18 protein-coding genes and 2 pseudogenes are annotated in these 20485 nt (G+C 64.3%); 10 read left to right on the plus strand and 10 right to left on the minus strand.

Annotated elements, in window-relative coordinates; translation table 11 throughout:
* Positions 1–66 precede the first annotated feature (66 nt).
* From F3H96_RS08735 to F3H96_RS31015, 9 genes and pseudogenes are all read left to right on the plus strand, one after another.
* Positions 67–717 (plus strand): Rieske (2Fe-2S) protein, encoded by a 651-nt coding sequence (locus tag F3H96_RS08735; protein ID WP_149791534.1) that lies wholly within the window; start codon positions 67–69, stop codon positions 715–717.
* On the plus strand, positions 714–1559 hold the full coding sequence (locus F3H96_RS08740; protein ID WP_149791535.1) for an aromatic ring-hydroxylating dioxygenase subunit alpha: 846 nt from the start codon (positions 714–716) through the stop codon (positions 1557–1559). Before F3H96_RS08735 ends, F3H96_RS08740 begins: the two co-directional genes overlap by 4 nt.
* Entirely contained in the window at positions 1556–2215 is a 660-nt protein-coding gene (locus F3H96_RS08745) for a glutathione S-transferase family protein (protein ID WP_149791536.1), read from the plus strand. Before F3H96_RS08740 ends, F3H96_RS08745 begins: the two co-directional genes overlap by 4 nt.
* 1 nt (position 2216) lies before the next feature.
* Positions 2217–3596, plus strand: a complete 1380-nt coding sequence (locus F3H96_RS08750) for an amidohydrolase (RefSeq protein WP_149791537.1) — start codon at positions 2217–2219, stop codon at positions 3594–3596.
* Positions 3597–3623: 27 nt separating this feature from the next.
* The gene (locus F3H96_RS08755; RefSeq protein WP_188131334.1) at positions 3624–4718 is read left to right on the plus strand and encodes a BMP family ABC transporter substrate-binding protein; all 1095 of its coding nucleotides are present in this window, start codon (positions 3624–3626) and stop codon (positions 4716–4718) included.
* A 2-nt stretch (positions 4719–4720) separates the two neighbouring features.
* Positions 4721–6244: an ABC transporter ATP-binding protein gene (locus F3H96_RS08760; protein WP_149791539.1), complete on the plus strand. Its 1524-nt coding sequence runs from the start codon at positions 4721–4723 to the stop codon at positions 6242–6244.
* On the plus strand, positions 6241–7341 hold the full coding sequence (locus F3H96_RS08765; RefSeq protein WP_149791540.1) for an ABC transporter permease: 1101 nt from the start codon (positions 6241–6243) through the stop codon (positions 7339–7341). The genes F3H96_RS08760 and F3H96_RS08765 overlap by 4 nt, the downstream gene beginning before the upstream one ends.
* Positions 7338–8249 (plus strand): ABC transporter permease, encoded by a 912-nt coding sequence (locus tag F3H96_RS08770; RefSeq protein WP_149791541.1) that lies wholly within the window; start codon positions 7338–7340, stop codon positions 8247–8249. The genes F3H96_RS08765 and F3H96_RS08770 overlap by 4 nt, the downstream gene beginning before the upstream one ends.
* A gap of 548 nt (positions 8250–8797) precedes the next feature.
* Positions 8798–8997: pseudogene (locus tag F3H96_RS31015) on the plus strand (hypothetical protein); the annotation flags it as partial.
* A gap of 111 nt (positions 8998–9108) precedes the next feature.
* Here the strand turns inward: F3H96_RS31015 and atzF are convergent.
* Genes atzF through F3H96_RS08815 form a run of 8 tightly spaced genes read right to left on the minus strand, consistent with a single transcriptional unit; the run spans position 9109 to position 17379 of the window.
* Positions 9109–10911, minus strand: coding sequence for an allophanate hydrolase (gene atzF, locus F3H96_RS08780; RefSeq protein WP_149791542.1), 1803 nt, complete (start codon positions 10909–10911; stop codon positions 9109–9111).
* Entirely contained in the window at positions 10908–11258 is a 351-nt protein-coding gene (locus tag F3H96_RS08785; protein WP_149791543.1) for a cupin domain-containing protein, read from the minus strand. Before F3H96_RS08785 ends, atzF begins: the two co-directional genes overlap by 4 nt.
* On the minus strand, positions 11251–11919 hold the full coding sequence (locus tag F3H96_RS08790) for an isochorismatase family cysteine hydrolase (protein ID WP_149791544.1): 669 nt from the start codon (positions 11917–11919) through the stop codon (positions 11251–11253). Before F3H96_RS08790 ends, F3H96_RS08785 begins: the two co-directional genes overlap by 8 nt.
* Complete coding sequence (locus tag F3H96_RS08795) at positions 11919–13451, minus strand: ABC transporter ATP-binding protein (protein WP_149791545.1); 1533 nt, start codon at positions 13449–13451, stop codon at positions 11919–11921. The genes F3H96_RS08790 and F3H96_RS08795 overlap by 1 nt, the downstream gene beginning before the upstream one ends.
* A gap of 10 nt (positions 13452–13461) precedes the next feature.
* Positions 13462–14163 carry an isochorismatase family cysteine hydrolase gene (locus F3H96_RS08800; RefSeq protein ID WP_149791546.1) on the minus strand — a complete coding sequence of 234 codons (702 nt, stop codon included), beginning with the start codon at positions 14161–14163 and terminating at the stop codon, positions 13462–13464.
* 14 nt (positions 14164–14177) lie between these two features.
* Positions 14178–15104, minus strand: a complete 927-nt coding sequence (locus F3H96_RS08805) for an ABC transporter permease (RefSeq protein WP_149791547.1) — start codon at positions 15102–15104, stop codon at positions 14178–14180.
* Positions 15104–16192, minus strand: coding sequence for an ABC transporter permease (locus F3H96_RS08810; RefSeq protein WP_244619945.1), 1089 nt, complete (start codon positions 16190–16192; stop codon positions 15104–15106). The genes F3H96_RS08805 and F3H96_RS08810 overlap by 1 nt, the downstream gene beginning before the upstream one ends.
* A gap of 59 nt (positions 16193–16251) precedes the next feature.
* Entirely contained in the window at positions 16252–17379 is a 1128-nt protein-coding gene (locus F3H96_RS08815) for a BMP family ABC transporter substrate-binding protein (RefSeq protein WP_149791549.1), read from the minus strand.
* 292 nt (positions 17380–17671) lie between these two features.
* On the opposite strand from F3H96_RS08815, the gene F3H96_RS08820 reads away from it, so the two are divergent.
* Positions 17672–18346, plus strand: a complete 675-nt coding sequence (locus F3H96_RS08820; RefSeq protein ID WP_149791550.1) for a GntR family transcriptional regulator — start codon at positions 17672–17674, stop codon at positions 18344–18346.
* 158 nt (positions 18347–18504) lie between these two features.
* Here the strand turns inward: F3H96_RS08820 and F3H96_RS08825 are convergent, their stop codons facing one another.
* On the minus strand, positions 18505–19047 hold the full coding sequence (locus tag F3H96_RS08825) for an autotransporter outer membrane beta-barrel domain-containing protein (RefSeq protein WP_348530052.1): 543 nt from the start codon (positions 19045–19047) through the stop codon (positions 18505–18507).
* A gap of 818 nt (positions 19048–19865) precedes the next feature.
* A pseudogene (locus tag F3H96_RS08830) lies at positions 19866–20485 on the minus strand (ABC transporter substrate-binding protein); the annotation flags it as partial.

Raw genomic sequence — 20485 nt, forward strand, 5'->3', positions numbered from 1 at the left:
ATCGGCATGTCTTGACCGCGAATCTGCATTTGGGAAGATGGGTCGATGTCGTTCGAAAGTTGATGCATGCTGCCCTATCCATCCGGCTCATGGATGCCGGTTGCCCTCTCCGCGGACTTGCCAGCGGGAACCGTAATGCCGGCGCAAACCCCAGCCGGACCGATTGCCCTTTGGCGAAGCCGGTCCGGCCGCGCGGCGGCCTTCGCGGACAGATGCCCTCATCGCGGCATGCGCCTTTCCCATGGTTTCGTGCGCGGTGAGACCCTGTCCTGCATTTATCACGGTTGGAGCTATGCCCAGGCCGGAAACTGCTTGCGCATTCCGGCCCATCCGGGGCTGACGCCGCCGGAAACGATTGGTGTCGCGACACAGCCCGTCGAGGACAGCGGCGGAATCATATGGATTTCCGTAGGCGAACCGACCGCTCGGCCGCCGCGGTTCGACGGCCTAGCCCCTCTTCGCTCCATGATGGTAGAGGCGGGCATTGCCGCTCTGGAGGCGGCCGCCGGTACGAAGGCCGACGGAGGCCTGCTCGACTGCGCGCAAAATGCCCAGGCCCTACGGCTGCTGCTTAGCCCCCAGGGGAAAGCGCGGACGCTGATGCATGTTCTGGTCGACGAAGGCACTGGTCCGGCCAAGCGTATCGCTGCGTCGAGGGCAGCCGAGACGCTACGGCGGAAGGCCGAGGATATTCTGCGCAGTGAGGTCGCCCAATGACCCGCAACGCGATGATCGACGAATGGTATCCGGTCGGCCTTGCCGGCCAGCTCGACACGCATGGGCGCCAGACGGCGCTCATGGGCGAGCCGATCGGGGTGAGGCTCGGCGCAGACGGAAACGCGAAGGTCACAGGCAGCAACGGACGTGCCCTGCCGGTCTGCATCCGCTACGGCCATGTCTGGTCGTCGCTCGGCGATCCGCAAAAGGCGCTCTTTGCCATTCCCGAGGCTGATCAGCCCGGCCGCCGGCTCGTCGATGTCGGGGTTGTGCGCGTGCGCTGCTCGCCGCTGCGCGCGGTGGAGAACTTCCTGGACATTGCGCATTTCCCCTTCGTGCATACGGACATATTGGGGGCCGAACCGCACACGGAAGTCCCGAACTACAAAGTCGAGATCCGGGAGGACGAAGACGAGGTTTGGGCGACCCAGGTGAAGTTCTACCAGCCGCAGGCCGCCAAGTCGGCGGAAGGCGGCATAACCACCGAATACATGTATCGCGTGCCTGCGCCGACCTGCTCGATCCTCTATAAGACCTGCCCGCCGCGCCCGGGTGAATGGGACGTCATCACGCTTTTCGTGCAGCCGCTTGCCGAAGACCTGTGCGACGTCTGGCCGTGGATGGCGTTGTTCGACGACGAAACATCGATGGCAGACCTGATCCATTTCCAGCAGACGATCTTCCTTCAGGACCGGTCGATTCTCGAAAACCAGATCCCGAGGCTGCTGCCGCTCGATCCCGGCATGGAGATCCCCACAAGGGCGGACCTGACATCGGTTGCCTACCGGCGCTGGCTGAAACGCCACGGCTACATCTACGGCGCGCAACTGGTGGCGCAATGAAGCTCTACGACTACGTGCTGTCCCCGAGTTGCTACAAGGCCCGCCTGATGGCGGCGCTGACCGGGGTGAAACTCGACATCAGACCCGTCGACTTCCATCCCGGCGCCGAGCATCGCGGTCCCGAACTCATGGCGCTCAATCCGGCGGGTTCGATCCCGATCCTGGAGGATGGCGACCTCATCCTGACCGAATCCTCGGCCATGCTGGTCTATCTCGCCGCGAAGGCCGCACCGCAATGGCTGGGCAACGATACGGCTCTGCAGGCTGCACGCGTCCAGCAATGGCTTTCCTTCTCGCATCGGCTGACCGGCAGCCTGGGGGCGGCGCGCTTGCACGAGATGCTGCTGCGTCCGGGCGATATCGCCACCCTTCAGTGGCAGGGGATGGCGGCCCTGCGGGAGCTGGAAGCCGGCCTCGTCGAACAGCATATCCGCGGCCAGCGCTTCCTCGCGTCGGACCGGCCGACGATCGCGGACGTCGCTTGCTTTCCCTATGTGGCCCTGGCGCCGGACGGCGGCGTTTCGCTCGACCCCTATCCCTCGATCCGGCTCTGGTCGCGGGCGATCCGCAGTCTCGAGGGCTTCATCGAGATGCCCGGCATCCACCGGCTGCACGAACTGAAGCCCGAGCCCGTCCTCGATGCCGGTGAGGCGTGACGTGGCGGGCCACTTGCTGAAGAACTGCGCTGCGGTCATCGTGGACGAGGGCAACGGTCCGGACATCCGGCGCAATGTCGATGTTTTGACCGACGGCCCTGCGATACGGGCCATCGGCGAAGGGCTCGACAAGGGGGAGTTGCCGGTCGGGACCGTCTCGCAGGACGCCGCCGGCTGGTTCGTCTATCCCGGCCTCGTCAACACCCATCACCACTTCTTTCAATGCTTTGTGCGCAACCGCGCCGATCTGGACTGGACGAAGTTGTCGGTCATCGAATGGCTCGACCGCATCTATCCCATTTTCTCGCGGCTGACCGAGGAATGCTTCTACCACGCTTCGGTCACGGCGATGGCCGAGCTGATAAAGCACGGTTGCACGACCGCATTCGACCATCAGTATTGCTTTCCGGCGAAGGCCGGCAAGCGGCTGATCGACCGGCAGTTCGAAGCAGCCGAACTCCTCGGTATGCGCTTCCATGCCGGACGCGGCGGCAACACGCTGCCGAAATCGAAAGGCTCGACCATCCCCGATGCCATGCTGGAGACGACGGACGAGTTCATCGCCGATTGCGCCCGGCTGATCGACGCCTACCATGATGCCGCTCCTTTCAGCATGCGCCAGGTCGCCGTCGCGCCCTGCCAGCCGGTCAACTGCTATCGCGAGACCTTCGTGGAATCGGTGGCGCTGGCGCGCGACCGCGGGGTGCGTATGCATACCCATGTCGGCGAGGGCGAAAGCCCGGTCATCGAGGACCGTCACGGCATGCGGACGGTGGATTACTGCGCGGAGATCGGCTTCTGCGGGCCGGATGCCTTCTATGCCCATTGCTGGGAGCTGACCCACGACGAGCTGCGCAAAATGGCCGCGAGCGGCACCGGCGTCTCGCATTGCCCTGAGCCGGTCTATCTCGTCGGCGCCGAAATCACCGATATCCCGGCGATGTCGGCCTTCGGCCTCAGCATAGGACTGGGTTGCGACGGTGCCGCCTCGAACGACAATTCCAACCTGATGCACTGCATCCATTCCGCCTACATGCTGCAATGTCTGTCGGCATCGTCACGCGACCATCCCGTTCCGCCGCCGGCCGATTTTCTCGGTTATGCGACGACCGGGGGCGCGGCGCTGCTCGGGCGCGGCGACATCAGCAGGCTGTCGCCCGGCATGGCTGCCGACCTTTTCGCCATCGACACGCGGCGCATGGACTATGTCGGCACGCGGCACGATCCGCTGAGCCTGCTTACCAAGGTGGGCATCGGCATGCCGACCGACATGACCATGATCAACGGCCGCATCGTCTGGGCCAAGGGCGAGTTCCCGGGGCTCGACGAGGCGCGGCTGTTCGCGGAAGCCGAGGCGGCGCTCGCGACCGTGAAATTCTAGAAACCGAAAACAAGGGGAACCGACATGCTGACAAATCTTACTCGCAGAACATTGATGAAGGGCGCGGCCGCCTCCGGCCTCGTCGCAGCGGTGGGTGGCCGCGCGCTTGCCGCCGACGAACCTCTGGGCATCGTGCTCGTGGTCCCGTCGCCGGTCGGCGATGTCGGCTGGGGCCGTGCGCTCGCCGACGGGCTCGAGCCGGTGAAGGCAGCCTATGGCGACAAGGTGAAGGTCACCATCATCGAAAACATACAGGAGGGACCCGATGCCGACCGCATCATGAACAAGGTGGTCGCCGACGGGAACAAGTTCCTGATCGCCGGTTCCTTCGGCTACCAGAACGGTGCCCTGCAGATCGCGCGCCGTAACCCCCACGTCACCGTGCTGCATGCTTCCGGTTTCCAGGTAGCGCCGAACTTCTCGCCCTTCGCGGCCCAATATTTCCAGGGTACCTACCTGATGGGCATGGCGGCAGCCGCGCTTTCAAAGACCGGCAAGCTCGGCTCGGTCTCCGCCTTCGCCATTCCCGAACTGATCACCTCCATCAACGCCTTCACGCTGGGCGCGCAAGCGGTGAAACCCGATGTCGAGGTTTCGGTCGTATGGGTGAACTCCTGGTTCGATCCGGCCAAGGAGCAGGAAGCCGCCAAGGCTCTGCTGGCGCAGAAATGCGACGTGATCTTCTCCAACGCCCAGGACACGCCCTCCGTCGTCTCGGCCTGCGAGGAGGCCGGCGTCCCTGCCTTCAACCTCAATTCGTCGATGAAGAAATATGCGCCTAAAACTTATCTCGGCTGCGTGGCGACCGACTGGTCACCCTTCTTCAAAGCCTCGGTCGACGCCCACCTCGCCGGCAAGTTCAAGGGCGCCAACGCTTTCCTGGGTGTCGGCGACAAGGTTGTAGAGGTCGTTGACTGGAACCCGGGTATCCCGGCCGACATGATGAACAGGATCAAAGAGGTTGAAGCCAAGATCGCCGGCAGCAGCTTCTCGCCCTTTGCCGGTCCGCTCGCCAAGGCCGACGGCAGCGAGGGAGTCCCCGCCGGCAAAACGATGACCGATGCCGAGATCGTCGCCATGGACTGGCACGTCAAGGGTGTCACCTCGCCGCTGCCCAAGTGACCATGACCACGTCGCTCCTGTCGCTGCGCGGCATCTCCAAGAGCTACGGCCAAATCCATGCCAATAGAGACATCGATCTGGATGTGGCTCCGTGCTCGATCCATGCGATCCTCGGGGAAAACGGAGCGGGCAAGTCGACGCTGATGAAGCTGATCTATGGCGTCGAGCAGCCGGACGCCGGAACGGCGACCTGGAAAGGGGAACCCCTGGCCCTCGCTTCCCCGGCGGAAGCGAGGCGCAAGGGGATCGGCATGGTCTTCCAGCATTTCTCCTTGTTCGAGACGCTGACGGTGGTGGAGAACATCCGGCTGGTCGTGCCCAGGGACAAATCGGATCTTGCGGATCGCATCCGCATGCTCGGCCGCGACTTCGGACTCGAAGTCGATCCGCTCGCCCATGTGCACGCGCTCTCTGTCGGAGAGCGGCAGCGGGTGGAAATCATCCGCTGCCTGATGACCGAACCCCAACTCCTGATCCTCGATGAACCGACCTCCGTCCTGCCCCCGCAATCGGTGGACAAGCTGTTCGAGACATTGCGGCGGCTGCGCGACAGCGGCGTATCGATCCTGTTCATCTCGCACAAGCTGGAGGAGATCCGAGCGGTCTGCGACCGCGCGACCATCCTGCGCAGCGGGCGCATCACCGGCCGCATCGACCCGCGCGACCACGACGCGCACGACCTTGCCCGGATGATGATCGGCCGCGACATGCCGCAGCCCATGCCGGCGCTTGCGCATTCCGGCGGTGAAAAGCGCCTCGAAATCGTCGGCCTCGACCATCGGCCGGACGATCCCTTCGCCGTGGCGCTTTCCGACGTCAGCCTGACGGTCCGGGCCGGCGAGATCCTCGGGATCGCGGGCATATCGGGCAACGGGCAGAGTGAACTCGCAGCGTTGATTTCAGGTGAAACGGTGCTGCCGCGCCAACAGTCCAACCTTATCTACATGATGGGAAAGGATGTCGGCGCGCTCGACGCGGCCGCCCGCCGGCGACTGGGCTTCGCCTTCGTTCCCGAGGAACGGCTCGGCCGCGGCGCCGTGCCGGAAATGTCGCTCATACTCAACAGCCTTCTGACCGCCCATCCGTTCGGCCTGTTGAAACGCGGCCTCGTCGACACGAACCAGGTGAAGGCTTTCACCGAGGATTGCATCCGGCAATACGACGTGCGCACGCCCGGTTCGGAAGCGGAGGCCGGCGCGCTTTCGGGCGGCAATCTGCAAAAGTTCATCGTCGGCCGAGAGATCATGCTGTCCCCGCAATTGCTGTTCGTGGCGCAACCCACCTGGGGCGTCGACATCGGCGCCGCGTCTGCCATCCGCCGGCGCCTCGTTGCCCTGCGCAACGAAGGCATGGCTATCCTCGTCATCTCGGAGGAACTGGAGGAGCTGTTCGAACTCTGCGATTCGATCCAGGTGATCCATCAGGGCCGGCTGAGCCCGCCGCTGGTGACGCGCGACACGAGACCGGAGGAGATCGGCCGCTACATGATCGGAGCGCATTCGACGGCCAAAAAGGTCCCTGCATGAGCGCTCTGTCCGCGCCGCTCCGTCCGGTTCTGGTACGCCGGGAGCATGCCTCGCTTCCCGTCAAACTGATCGCCCCGCCCGTCGCGCTCGCCTTGGCGACGCTTCTCAATCTCGGGCTCTACCTCCTGATGGGCCGCGATCCGGTAGCCGTTTTCCACGCGATGCTACTGGAGCCCTTCCTGTCCTGGGCCTCGTTCTCGGAAGTCCTGCTCAAGACCGGGCCGCTCCTGCTGATCGCGCAGGGACTTGCGATCGGCTTTCGCGCAAAGGTCTTCAACATCGGCGCCGAGGGCCAGTTCATCCTCGGCGCGATCTTCGCATCGGCCATTCCCATCTGGTTCCCAGAGGCAACGGGCCAATGGATCTGGCCCTCCATGCTTGTCATCGGTGCGCTGGGCGGCGCGCTGTGGGCGTCGTTCACGGCCTTCTGGCGCGTGAAGCTCAATGCAAACGAGATTCTCGTATCGCTCATGCTGGCGCTCGTTGCCGCGCAACTGCTCAACTACCTGCTTCTCGGCCCCTGGAAGGACCCAAACGGCTTCAACTTCCCGCAATCGGTGATGTTCCAGTCCGACGCGATGGTGCCGATCCTGATTCCCGGCACCCGCGTCAACGTCTCGCTGCTTATCGCCTGCGCGCTCTCCCTTGCGGCCTGGGTCTTCATGCAGAGGAGTTTCGCCGGCTTCAAGCTGCAGGTCGGCGGCCTCGCGCCGCGCGCAGCCGGATACGCCGGCTTCAACGAAGGACGCGCGATCTGGCTTTCCCTGCTCATCGGCGGTTTCGCGGCAGGCCTCGCCGGAGCGGCCGAGGTGGCCGGGCCGCTCGGCCAGCTGCAGCGCTCCATCTCGACCGGCTACGGCTATGCCGCCATCATCGTGGCCTATCTCGGTGGCCTTCACCCGGTCGGCATCGCCTTTTCCGCGTTGCTCATGGCGGCCCTCTATATCGGTGGCGATAACGCCATGGTCTCGGCAAATCTGCCGGTCGCTGCGGTCAGGGTTTTCCAGGGCAGCCTGCTGCTCGCCTATCTCGTCGCCATCGCCTTCGTCCGCTACCGGTTCGAATGGCGCCATGCCGCCCACGGAAGCTCGCCATGAACGCCGTCGAGTTCATCATCGCCGGGATGCTGGCGGCGGCTACGCCGTTTCTCCTGGCGGCGCTCGGCGAACTGGTGGCCGAGCGGGCCGGCGTCCTCAATCTCGGGGTGGAGGGACTGATGGCCCTCGGCGCCGTCATCGCCTTCATTATCGTCTATCAAGGCGGCGGGCATCTCCTCGGTTTCCTCGCCGCGGGCCTCGCCAGCGCGGCTCTTTCCCTTGTCTTTGCCGTCATCGCGCTGGGATTTCGCGCAAACCAGGTTGCGGTAGGCCTTGCCATAGGCATCCTCGGCCAGGGCCTCTCGGCACTGTTCGGCAAGAGCTATGAGAGCCTCACGGTTAAGGGGCTCCCGAAGCTTTCATTGCCCGGGCTTTCGGATATCCCGGTGATCGGCGGCTTGTTCGCCCAAGACGTTGTCGTGTGGCTTTCGCTTGCCGCGACCGTCGCCATCTGGGCGATGTTCGCCTACACCAAGACCGGCCTCGTCGTCCGCGCCGTCGGCGAGAACCCCAAGGCGGCCCATGCGCTCGGCTATCCGGTGATCGCCGTGCGTTTCGCCGCGGTCGCCTTCGGCGGCGCGTTGGCGGGTTTCGCCGGTGCCTACGCATCCGTGGTCTACACGCCGCTCTGGGCCGATGGCATGATCGCCGGGCGCGGCTGGATCGCGATTGCGCTCGTCGTCTTCGGCACTTGGCTTGCCAGCCGTATCTTCCTCGGTGCGTGCCTCTTCGGCGCCGTGTCCCTCGCAAGCCTCGCGGCCCAGGCAACAGGGCTGGACGTTTCCTCGCAACTTCTATCGAGCTTGCCTTATCTCGTGACCGTCATCGTGCTCGGCATCATCTCTTCGAACCGGCGTCTGCTCAAGCTCAACGGCGTGGCTTCGCTGGGAGAACCTTTCGAACGATAGTGTCGATTGGTACGGCCCATCAAGGATCCCATGAAGACTGGTGGAATGCGCCCCACGCTCTGACAGAGCGGAGTTGCTTCGACGCGATAGGCCGTCCAACTTGTCACGTTTCCGATGGGATGGAAGCCCGGCTTGCTTTAGGGTTGGATTGAGGTTCGCAAGCCGGGCTACGCGCCGACTGATGGGCGGGGGGCTTGGGGTTATCAGCCGGCGCGATCGGGAGAGTGTCTGATTTGCCGGCAGGCCCACAATCGACTGTGGTCCATCGTTTGAAGCGCATTGGTCCGAACAGGCGAAACATATAGCCCCATATTCGCTGAATGCGGGCCGGTCAAATTGACAGCGACAAAGTTCGGCAACAAGGTCATGCCCATAATGGGTCCAAAAGGTTTTGGGCCGAGAGCAATTTTCCACAACAAAATCAAAGAGTCTGCTGGGCCGGAGATGTATGAAGGCATTGTCTGGATCGTCGTAGAGCGCGAACGGCGTGCCGGTCTGCTCGATGCGGCCGGCGCTATTCGAGACGCGCGAGCATAATCGAGGTCTATCTGGCGGAAGCAGAGGCCTCAACCAGACAGCTTATGGACGTGCTTGGTCACGACGACATCGATCATGCCGAACTCGATTCGCGCGAGCTTCGCAGGTTCGGCTGGCCATGCAAGGTATGGATCGAGTCCGTGCGTCTCGTGACGCGCAAGCCGATGCTTGGCGAACCTGTTGGCGAGCCTCCTGGCGAACCACCCTATAAAGCGTTGATAAGTGACGACAATGGTGGGCCCGGAGGTTGCAGAGACGACGTTGATTTAACGATCGGTGCCACCAGCAGCTCTTGCCTTCGCAACGTCCGACGACGAAGCGTTCAAGCAGGAACGCGATCGGACAGAAAGCGGCGCCAGCCGCCGAATGACGAGATGTCAGAAGCGCCCAGCAAGCCCGCGGATTCCACTAGAAAGCCTTTGGCGGTACTGCCGTCATCAAGCTCTATACTGCCAATACCCAGCGGCGGCGGGATGGCGGCGACGAAACGGCCGAAGGTGTCGGCACAAAGCCGCCATACCTCGACGTCGATCGCAGTGCCGCTGTCGCCCACGCGGATCAGGCCGGGCTTTGGCACTGACTGACCGGCAAGCGCATAGAGCCTGTAGGCGGCGGATGTCTTTGCCGCGCGCGAGAACCGAGCGCCGAGCTGGCTAAGCTGGCCGTTGAGCGGCATGCCCGACAGATGCGCGCCGACAACCACCAGGTCGATCATGCCATCGTCGGCTGACGGCGCTGCCGGCAGAAGGCCCGGCTGTTGCCAGCCCGTGGCTCCGAGCGCCAGGTCGCTCGCCGCGTGCAGGTCGCGGGCGAGCGTCGCGGTCAGCGCATCACGGCCGGCAGGAGCCAGCAAGGTTACGCTCATCGGCAAGGCGTCGTCGCGTCGACCGGTCGGCACGGCGATGCCGCACATGTCGAGCAGGTTGACGAAATTGGTGTAGGTGCCGAGCCGGCTGTTGGTCTCGACCGGGTCGGCGAGCACGGCATCGAGCGAATAGTGGGTCGGCGCGGTCGGCACGCAGAACAGGTCGACCGAGGCGATGACCGGGGCAAGCTTGGCCCGGTAGGCCTGCAAGGCATAGAGGCCACGGAAGGCGTCGGCCGCCGACAGCTTCCTGGCGCCGCCGATGATCTTGCGCGTCACCGGATGCATGGCGGCTTCGTTGGCTTCCATGAAATCGCGGATCGCGGCATAGCGTTCTGCCACCCAGGCGCCCTCATAGAGGAGGTTGGCGGTGGCGTAGAAATCGCCGAACGGGATTTCGACCAGCCGGCAGCCGAGCCGCGACAGCATGGCAAGCGAGGCCTCGAAGCCGGCCTGCATCGCCGCATCGCCGAAGAATTTCAGGTCGGCTTTTGCAGGCACGCCGACGCTCAGCACCGGCGGGCGTGCGACGAGCGACTGGACGGCGATGTCGCGCGAATAGGGATCGACGGCGTCGCGCGCTGCCGCGACCGAGAACACCTTATAGGCGTCGTCGACGGTCAGCGCGAACACCGAGACGCAGTCGAGGGTGCGGCAGGCCGGCACGACGCCGGCCGTCGACAACGCGCCGACGGTCGGCTTCAGCCCGACGACGTTGTTGAGGCCGGCGGGGATGCGGCCGGAGCCGGCGGTGTCGGTGCCGAGCGCGAAGGAGACGATGCCGCGCGCCGTCGCCACCGCCGACCCCGAGGAGGAGCCGCCCGGCACCAGTTCCGCGTCGATGGCGTTGCGCGGGATCGGCCAGGGCGTGCGCACGCCGACGAGGCCGGTGGCGAACTGGTCGAGATTGGTCTTGCCCAGGACGAGCGCGCCGGCGGCGTTGAGCCGCGCCACCACGGTGGCGTCCTTGTCGGGCCAGTAAGTGTATTCGGCGCAGGCCGCCGTGGTCGGCATGCCGGCGACGTCGATGTTGTCCTTGACGGCGAAGGGAATGCCCCACAGCGGCTTTGCCACCGGGTCGAACGGGCCGAGCGCTTCGGCCGCGGCAAGGAGGTCCGCCTTGCCGCCGAGATGGATGAAGATACCCGGATCATCAGCTGCCTGGATGCGGGCATAGACGGCATCGATCATCTCACCGACGCTGACGCCGTCCCGATAGGCTGCGTGCAGACTTGCTATGTCGAAGTGGACATCACTCATTTCGTCTCCCCCAGAATGATCACCGGCAGGTCCCACTGGATCAGCACGACGCAGCCGCCCCTCGTCCACACCGAATGCTCGGTCCCGACCGGATTGAGGATCAAGCTGCCGGCAGGATAGTCGCCGTTCTCGTCGCTCTGGGTGCCTTCCAGCACGACGATGGTTTCCAGCCCGACATGGCGGTGGCGCGGCACGCCGGCGCCGGGTCGGTATTTCAGGATCGCGACCGACGGCTCGACCGGTCCGCCCTTCAGCAGCCAGTGGACGCTGATGCCGTCGCGGAAATGCTCGAACGCCAGATCGCGCCAACCGCTGTCGAGCAGGCCGGCAAAGGCAAGATTAGGCATTGGCAATTCCCTCGAGCACTTGGTCGGTCGTCGCCGTCCAGCCGACGATGGCGCCCTGCGCCCTGATCATGGCGATCGCCGCCGCCTTGAACTCGGGAAAGTAGCTCTCCGTCGCATCCTCGGCGAGCAGGCATTCATAACCGCGATCGTTGGCCTCGCGCATCGTCGTCTGCACGCAGACTTCGGTGGTGACGCCGGCAAAGACCAGCTGCTCGGCGCCGAGCCTTTTCAGGTCATCGCCGAAGGAGGTGGCATAGAAAGCGCCCTTGCCCGGCTTCTCGATGACGATCTCGCCAGGCAGCGGCGCAAGTTCACCGAGGATCGCGGTACCCGGCTCGCCGGCGATCAGCACACGGCCCATCGGCCCGGCATCGCCGATGCGGATCGACGGATTGCCACGATTGCGCTTGGCCGGCGGCAGGTCGGAAAGGTCGGGCCGATGGCACTCCATGGTGTGGATCACCGGCAGGCCGGCGGCGCGAAAGCCTTCGATCAATCTCTTCACCGTCGGCACGATCGCGGTCACCCGGCTGACGTCGTTGCCGAGGCTGGCGCCGAAGCCGCCGGGCTCGGCGAAGTCGCGCTGCATGTCGATGACGACGAGCGCCATGGTCTGCGGCTTAAAGGCGAACGGAAATGGCTGGGCTGCGATTTCCGCCATCAGTGATGTCCCGCCATGTGCTCGCCGATGGTCTGGACACTGGCCTGCGCGATCGGCGTCTCGTAGACCAGCGCACCGTCGGACATGACGAAGATGCGGTCTGAAAGCTCAAGCAGTTCGTCGAGATCCTCCGACATCAAAAGCACGGCGGCACCAGCATTGCGCGCCTTCATGATGCGGGCGCGAATTTCGGCCACAGCCGAGAAGTCGAGGCCGAAGCACGGATTGGAGACGATCAGCAGGTCGACCTCGCCGGTGAGCTCGCGGGCAAGCACGGCGCGTTGCACATTGCCGCCCGACAGCGAGGCGATTGGCGAGGCAAGCGATGCGGTCTTGACCTTGAACTGCTCGACCAGCCTGGCGCTGAATGCCTTGATGGCGCTGGCGCTGATCCAGTTCACCGGCTTGCCGTTGCTGTCGATGTCGAAGGTGCGGAAAGAAATGTTCTCGGCCACCGTCATCTTCGGCGCGCAGGCGTTTTTCAGCGGCTCCTCGGGAATGAGGCGCACATTGAGCGCACGCGCCTCGGCGCGCGTCGCCGCATAGGCGGCGCCGCGCACCATGATATCGCCGGCATCGCGGGGGCGCTGCCCTGCCAGCACTTCGAGGAATTCCTTCTGGCCGTTGCCGGAAATGCCGGCGATGCCGACGATCTCGCCGGAGCGCACACCGAGATCCTCGATCCGGATCGACTTCAGCCCGGTGCGGTCCGGCGCCTTCAGCGATTTTACCTTGAGCACGATCTCTGCGTCCGGCTTCGGTTCGGCGCGGCTGTCGAGCGTGGCGATCGGCTGATCGCCTATCATCATCGCCGCCATCGCTTTGCGGTCGAGGTCGACGACGCCGCCGGTGCCGGTCAGCCTGCCCTTGCGCAGCACGCTGACGTCGTCGGCGAATGCCGTCACCTCATGGAATTTGTGCGAGATCATCAGCACGGTCAGGTCGCCCGTTTTTGTCATGGCGCGCACCAGGCCAAGCACTTCCTGCGCCTCGCCGGGGGTCAGCACCGAGGTCGGCTCGTCCAGCACCAGGAACGAGCGGCCGAGATAGAGCTGCTTGATGATCTCCAGCTTCTGCTTCTCGCCGGCGGCGAGCTCGGCCACCTTGACGTCGAGCGGCAGCTTGAACGGCATCCGATCCATGAACACGGCAAGCTCGCTGCGCTCCTTGCGCCAGTCGATCACGCCGGGAACCTTCTCGCGCGAAATGACGAGGTTCTCGGCGCCGGTCAGCGACGGGACAAGCGTGAAATGCTGGTAGACCATGCCGAGCCCAAGTGCGGAGGCATCGCGTGGGCTGGCGATCGCCACCTCGCGGCCGTCGACCAGCATGTCGCCGGCGGTCGGGTGATAAAACCCCATCATGCATTTGACCAGCGTCGACTTGCCGGCGCCGTTCTCGCCGAGCAGTGCGTGGAAGGATCCGGCCGGCACCTTGATGGAGACATCGTCCAGCGCCGTGAAGGCGCCGAAACGCATGGTCATGCCGATGGTCTCGACGCCGACGGCCTTTTTGCCGGTGATCCCGCTCATCCTGGCTTCCTCACGGCAGCTGCGCGACGAAGGACGCCGAATTCGACACCGCGCCGAAGACGCCGCCCTGCATCTTGATCATCTTGATCGCGGCGAGATGGTTGCCGTAGTCGGTCGCGCCGCAGCAATCCTCCAGTATCACGCATTCGAAGCCACGGTCGTTGGCCTCGCGCATGGTGGTGTGGACACAGACATCGGTGGTGATGCCGGTGAGCACGATGTTTTCGATGCCGCGCTGGTTGAGGATCAGCTCCAGGTCGGTGGCGCAGAACGAGCCCTTGCCCGGCTTGTCGATGATCGGCTCGCCCTCGGCCGGGTAGAGGTCGGGAATGATATCCCAGCCGGGCTCGCCGCGCACCAGGATGCGCCCGCAGGGTCCTGGATCGCCGATGCCGGCATTGATGCGGCGCGAGCGCCAGCGCTTGTTGGCGGGAAGGTCGGCGAGGTCGGGCCGGTGGCCCTCGCGGGTGTGGATGATGGTGTAGCCTTTCGCGCGCATGGCCGACAGCACCGATTTGATCGGCTCGATCGGCGCCCGCACCAGCGACAGGTCGTAGCCCATATGGTCGACATAGCCGCCCGGTCCGCAGAAATCGGTCTGCATGTCGATGATGATCAACGCCGTGTTGTCGGGGCGAAGTTCGCCATTGTAGGGCCATGGATACGGATCGGCGTCGATATAGCGCTGGGTGATTTCGGCTCTGGCGTTCATGGCAGAAACTCCAGTTATTTGGTGATCGACAATTCGCCCGGCGCACCGGCAAGCGAACGGGTCGGCGACGAGGTGGCGATCATGATGATCAAGGTCAGGATGTAAGGCGCGGCGTAGAACAGGTAGTAGCCTTGCGTGACGCCGACCGACTGCAGCGCCGGTCCGAGCGCGCCGGCGCCACCGAACAAAAGGGCGGCGGCAAAGCAGCCGAGCGGATTCCAGCGCGCAAAGATCACCAGTGCCACCGCCATCAGCCCCTGGCCGGACGAGATGCGTTCGGTCCAACTACCGGGATAGTAGAGCGACAGATAGGCGCCGCCGATGCCGGCCAGCGCGCCGCCGACGCCGGTGGCGACGAGGCGCACCGTCTTCGGGTTGAAGCCCATGGCGCGCGCGGCGTCGGAACTGTCGCCGACGACGCGCACGATGAGGCCGGCGCGGGTGTTGCGGAAAGCCCACCACAGGACGAGCGAAAGTGCCGCCCCGATCAGGAACAGGACGTTGACGTCGAGTGCCGCCTGCACCTGCGGAATGTCGGACCAGGCGCCGAACGGAATGGCCGGAAGGTTGGGCGCCTTCGGCTTGATGAACGGCTTGCCGAAGAAGAAGGCGAGCCCCGAGCCGAACAGCATCAGCGCGATGCCGATGGCGATGTCGTTGACCTTCGGGAATTTGCAGATCCAGCCATGGAACAGGCCGAAGCAAAGGCCGGCGGCCGCGGCGGCCAGCAGACCGAGCCATGGCGAGCCCGTCATGACCGCGACCGCATATGCGGTCATTGCGCCGAACACCAGCGTGCCTTCGAGCCCCAGATTGATCCGGCCGGACCGCTCGGTGATGGCCTCGCCGAGCGAAACGAAGATAAAGGGCGTCGACACGCGGATGGCACCGCCGAGAATGGCGAGCGGCACGCCCCAGAGGCCAATCCCGGTAGCGTCCATCAGGAGGCCCTCTGCCACAGGTCGGGATTGAAGGCCTTGAAGCGGCCATACAAGGTTTCGCTGAACAGGATGACGATGAAGATCATGCCTTGCAGCACCAGCACGGTGGCGTCGGGCAGGTCCATGCGGCGCTGGATCAGCCCGCCGGACGCGTCGATGCCGCCAAGCAGGATGGCGACCGGGATGATGGCCAACGGGTTGTGGCGGGCGAGGAACGCGACGAGGATGCCGGTATAGCCGTAGCCGGCGGCAAGCGAGCCGTTGGCGCTGCCTTGCACGGCTGCGACTTCCAGCATGCCGGCAAGGCCGGCAAAGCCGCCGGCAAGCGCGGTAAAACCGACGATGAGCGGCCCGACGGCCAGCCCCTGCACCTGCGCTGCCCTGACATTGCCGCCGGCGATTCGGGCGGCAAAGCCCCAGCGGGTCTTTTCGATCAGCACCCAGGAGAGCACGCAGGCGACGACGCCGACGGCAAGCCCCCAATGCACCTCCATGCCCGGAATGTTGCCGATGCGGTAGATGTCGGCCAGCGGCTGGGTCGAGGGTTTGTTGAGGGAGGCCGGGTCGCGGAGCGGCCCTTCCACCAATTGGTTCATCAGGGCGATGGCGATGTAGGCCATCAGCAGGCTGGAGATGGTTTCGTTGACGGCCCGGTAGTGGCGCAGCGCGCCGACGGCACCTATCCAGATGCCGCCGGCGGCCACGCCCGCCACGCCCATGGCAAGAATGACGATGAAGGATGGCGCGCCGCTCAGCGCCACGCCGATGGCAGCGGCGGCGACGCCGCCGAGCACGATGGCGCCCTCGCCGCCGATGACGACGAGGCCGAGCCGGGCCGGCAGCGCCACGCAGAGCGCCGCGAGCAGCAGGGGTGCCCCCCGCGACAGCGAGTTCTGGATGGAGAACCACGAGCCGAAGCCGCCGCGCCACATGGTTTCATAGAGCTGCACCGGCGACTTGCCGACCACCGCGATGAACAGGCTGAACAGGACCATGCCGACGACCAGCGCCGCCAGCGGAATGACGAAGGCTTCCGCCCGCCTGGCGATCCATTCCAGCGCCGCCGGATATCCCCTGACGCCAAGCATGGCCGGCGCATCCGCACTGCTGACCGTATCCGTCATGGTCCCCGCCTCCGCGCTCAGCCTCAGGCGGTCGAGCCGACAACGCCCTCGACGAGATAGTCCATGCTTTCAAGCTCGATCGCGGTTTCGGCGAAGGCCTGGCCTTCGGTGGCGACGACAGCGCCCTTGTTGCTCTTCAGCGGGCCCTTGATGACGGAGAAGCCGCCCTTCATCATCTCGGCCAGCGTGGCGTCGAACTGCTTGCGCGCCGCCTCGCCGACGGCGGGACCGAGCGGGCTCATCTTGACGAAGCCGTCGGCCAGTCCGCCGCGGGTGAAATTGGGCAGCGGCGTGCCGGCGATGAGGTCGTCGACGAACATCTTGTAGACCTTTGCCCAGTTCCACTCGGCGCCGGTGAGGTATTTTTCAGGCGCCAGCGGGCTCTGGTTGGCGTGATAGCCGCAAACGAAGGCGCCGCGGCCGGCTGCCGTCTCGACTACCACTTTCGGGCTGTCGACATGGCAGGTGATGACGTCGGCGCCCTGGTCGACTAGGGCGTTGGTGGCTTCCGCTTCCTTGACCGCCAGCGACCACTCGCCGGTGAAGATGACCTGGCAGGTGATCGTCGGGTCGACCGAGCGCGCGCCGAGCAGGAAGGAGTTGATGTTGAGCAGCACCTGCGGGATCGGTTTGGCGGCGACGAAGCCGAGCTTCTTGCTCTTCGAGGTGTGGCCGGCGACGACGCCGTTGAGATACTGGCCCATGCCGATATAGCCGAAATAGGAGCCGGCATTCATCGGGTGCTTGTCCTTGCTCCACATGCCGCCGCAATGGCGGAACTGCACATCGGGAAACTTCGCGCACATGGCCAGCATGTGCGGATCGAAATAGCCGAAGGAGGTCGGGAAGATCAGCGAGGCGCCATCGAGATTGATCATCGATTCCATCGTCTTCTGGACGTCGACCGTCTCGGGAACGTTTTCCTCCTCGACGACCGAGATGCCTTCGATACCCTTCAGCGACGCTGCCCCTTCGGCATGCGCCTGGTTGTAGCCGTAGTCGTCCTTCGGGCCGACATAGATGAAGCCGACGGTGGTGGCGGCGGCGAAGGCACGGCTGATCGGAAAGGATGCCGAGACCAGGCCGAGTGCGGCCCCCGCGGCAGAGGTCTTGAGCAGTTGGCGACGGTTAAGCATGAATCTGTCGGTCATAGTGAATGCTCCCTTTAGGACCCTTTTCCGGGTCGATTAACATGCCGTTAAGAAAGTGCATGCAATCGCCGTGCCAGTTGCGGTATTGAAATTTATCCAATAAAATCAGCTACCGTGTAGAAGACTCGTGCCCATGCCGGAGGCAATTGCATGCACTTTTTGCCTTTAAAATAGCCAGTTTGACAGACAGATTAAAATAGAGGCATAGAGGCATGTCCGAGTCGAAAGGGCCAACGAGTCGGCCGGCTCCACGAGAAGACGGGACGGAGGAAACTTGTCGGGAAAGCACAGCTTGATCAGGTCGGGCACGACCGTGGATCAGATGGTCAGGGCGATCGGCGACCGGATTGTCACCGGCTACCTGCGCCCCGGCGAAAAGCTGGACGAGACCTCGCTCGCCGCCCGCTTCGACGTATCACGCACCCCTGTGAGGGAGGCGCTCGGCCAGCTCAGCGCCATGGGCCTGGTCGAAAGGCGGCCTAACCGGGGCGCTATCGTCGCCGTCGTGACGCAGGAGCATCTTGCCTCGATGTTCGAGAGCATGGCCGAGCTGGAGGCGATCTGCGCGCGCTTCTCGGCCGAGCGCATGACCGCAGCCGAGCGCCGCGCGCTCGAGACCGAGCACCAGGCTTCGGCCCGCCTGGTGCAGCTCGGCGCCGAGGAGGACTACGAGTATTTCAACACCGAGTTCCATAGCCGGCTTTATCGTGGTGCCCACAATACGCATATCCACGATCTCACCGTGATGACCCGCAGCCGGTTGGCACCCTTTCGCCGCGCGCAGTTCATGCTGCCCGGACGGCTTGCCAAATCCTGGCAGGAACACGACCTGATCGTCACCGCAATCATGCGCGGAGACAGCGTGGCTGCGGGCAAGGCCGCCAGGGATCATGTCTCTATCGTCAGCGAGGCGAGCGCGGTGTTCGCGGCTGATGATCGCAAGCCAATTCGGCGGGACGTGGCCTGAAATTCCGGACAGTCCGACTCTCTGCAGACGATGCCTGCTTGCGGGCGATGCGGGCGCCGAGCGCCCCATCGCTGCGAAGTCTTGCCGAGTCGAGCTGGGAAAACATGTGGCGGCGCAACAAATTTTGGCCGCGGGCACGAAAGCGGCCCGCGCGCTGCCTACCATTCCACGCTGAAGCCGAGCTTGGCGCCGATCGAGCGGCTGCCGGCGAAGTCTTTGAGGCTCGACTTGGCGAAGGCCTCGCCGAAGACCATGTAGCGGTCGTCGGCCCAGGAGAGCGATCCGCCGACACCGAGCCCGCCCCACAGTGGCTCGTCGTGCTCGTGCAGCGCCGTGCCCGAGACATCGACGTCATTGCCGTCGAGGAAGTCGTAGTAGAGGTTGGCGATGCCGTAGAGATGCGAGCGGCTGACCTTGCCCTGCGCGCCGGTCCAGGCATCCTCATAGTCGAGCGACAGTCCGGCGCGGCCGATCAGGGCCTCGCTGCGGCTCAGCGACACCGCCGCGTCGAACGGATCGGGGAAGCCGTCGAAGCGCACCGAGGAATAGGCAAGCTGCGCCTGCGGCGTAAGAGTCCACTTGCCTTGCAGCGCGATCTTCTGGCCGGTTTCGATGCTCAGCGCATAGCCAAAGCCGTTGTTGCCCTTGGCAAGCTCGCTGCCCAGCGTAGCCGACTTCAGGTCGCTGTCATACCACGTCACCTGAGGGATTTACAGAAGTTAATATAAGCTATCCTGAATATAATCACCTAACTACACTTATCCTAACAGAGCACTGCACCTGATGCTGGCAGCGCTCGACTGAGGCGTAGCTTAGGCGATCAAGCGTGGGCAGTCCGAGCCGACGCTCAGGCCAAATGCACGCTTACAAGCGAGCGGACTCTGAACGGAAGCGATTAGAGGGCGAGGATGTATCTGATTTTCGCGATGGATCATTGTCCAGCCAGGCGAATAGTGTTTGTCACCCTGACCGTACTGAAACGTCGCCCGGATTGATCGGTAATCACGACCTCCTGGCTTGTGAGGGTGGAGCCGAGGTGCAGCGCAGAAGCGGTCGCCGTAACCGATCCATCCCGAGCGCCACGGCGGTGGGTGGAACAGGTGATGCAGATGGCCGTGCGCCGGACGGTTTTGAAACCGTCGACCCATCATCAGCTAGGTTGCGGCTCGATACAAGCTTATCGCTGGGTTCGACAAAGACGAGCTGAACGAGCGCCCTTCGCTTTCGGTATCGACTGTTGCTGGCGACATCAGTCGCTAGTTCCGCAGCTGGTCAGGACGATCCTCTCTGGCAGCCGATTTCAGAGAGAAGGCTGAAGGGAGAACGCCGCTGTTCAAGATCGACTAATGTCCGCGTTGCGCGCAAACTCAGATTCAGTTCGGTCCAAAGCGAAGTCTGCTTTCAGCGATCCCATAGACAGCCTAGTACGACCGCTATGGGGCGCTAAGCGGTCCCCTCAACTTATCCCGGGCGGATGGACCGCGGATCAGCAATCCGGGTCCATCCGCGTGTCCACCCTTCATTTGTTCAACTTCGCTTGCAATGCGTTGACGTCGTCGGTGGTCATCTCGCCGTCCGTCGTCACCTTGCCGTCGACGATCTTCCACAGACGGAACGGGCCGGTGATGTCGCCAAACTTGTCGAAGGAGACCGGACCGATGACGCCTTCATAGCGGATCGGCTTGCCGTCCTTAATCAGGCCGAGCGCCTTGGCGAATTCCTGCTTGCCCGCATAGATCGGCGTGCCTGCCGGATCGACCGCCTTGTACATGGCGTCCTTGATCTTGGCCGGATCTCCGGAGCCGGCGATGGCGATCGCCAGCCCGACGATGGCGCCAGCGTCATAGGAACGATCGGCGGCCGGGTTCGACGGCTCGATGCCGGAGAATTCCTTGTAGTTCTTGTTGAAATAGTCGGTCGAAGCGGTCGGGCTGGTGCCGGAAGAGGTGCCGTAGGCATCCCTGAGATAGTCGGCGCCGACGGAGTCGATGAAATCGGGGCTGTTCATGCCGTCATTGAGCAGGAACTTCTGCACGCCGCCCTGCGATATCCAAGTGCGGGCAACCGTGGCGCCGTCGACCGGCGTGCTGACGAGATAGAGCCCGTCCGGTTCGCCCGCCATCGCCGCCGTGACTTCCG

Source organism: Mesorhizobium sp. NFR06 (genome assembly GCF_900115245.1).
Taxonomy (GTDB): domain Bacteria; phylum Pseudomonadota; class Alphaproteobacteria; order Rhizobiales; family Rhizobiaceae; genus Mesorhizobium.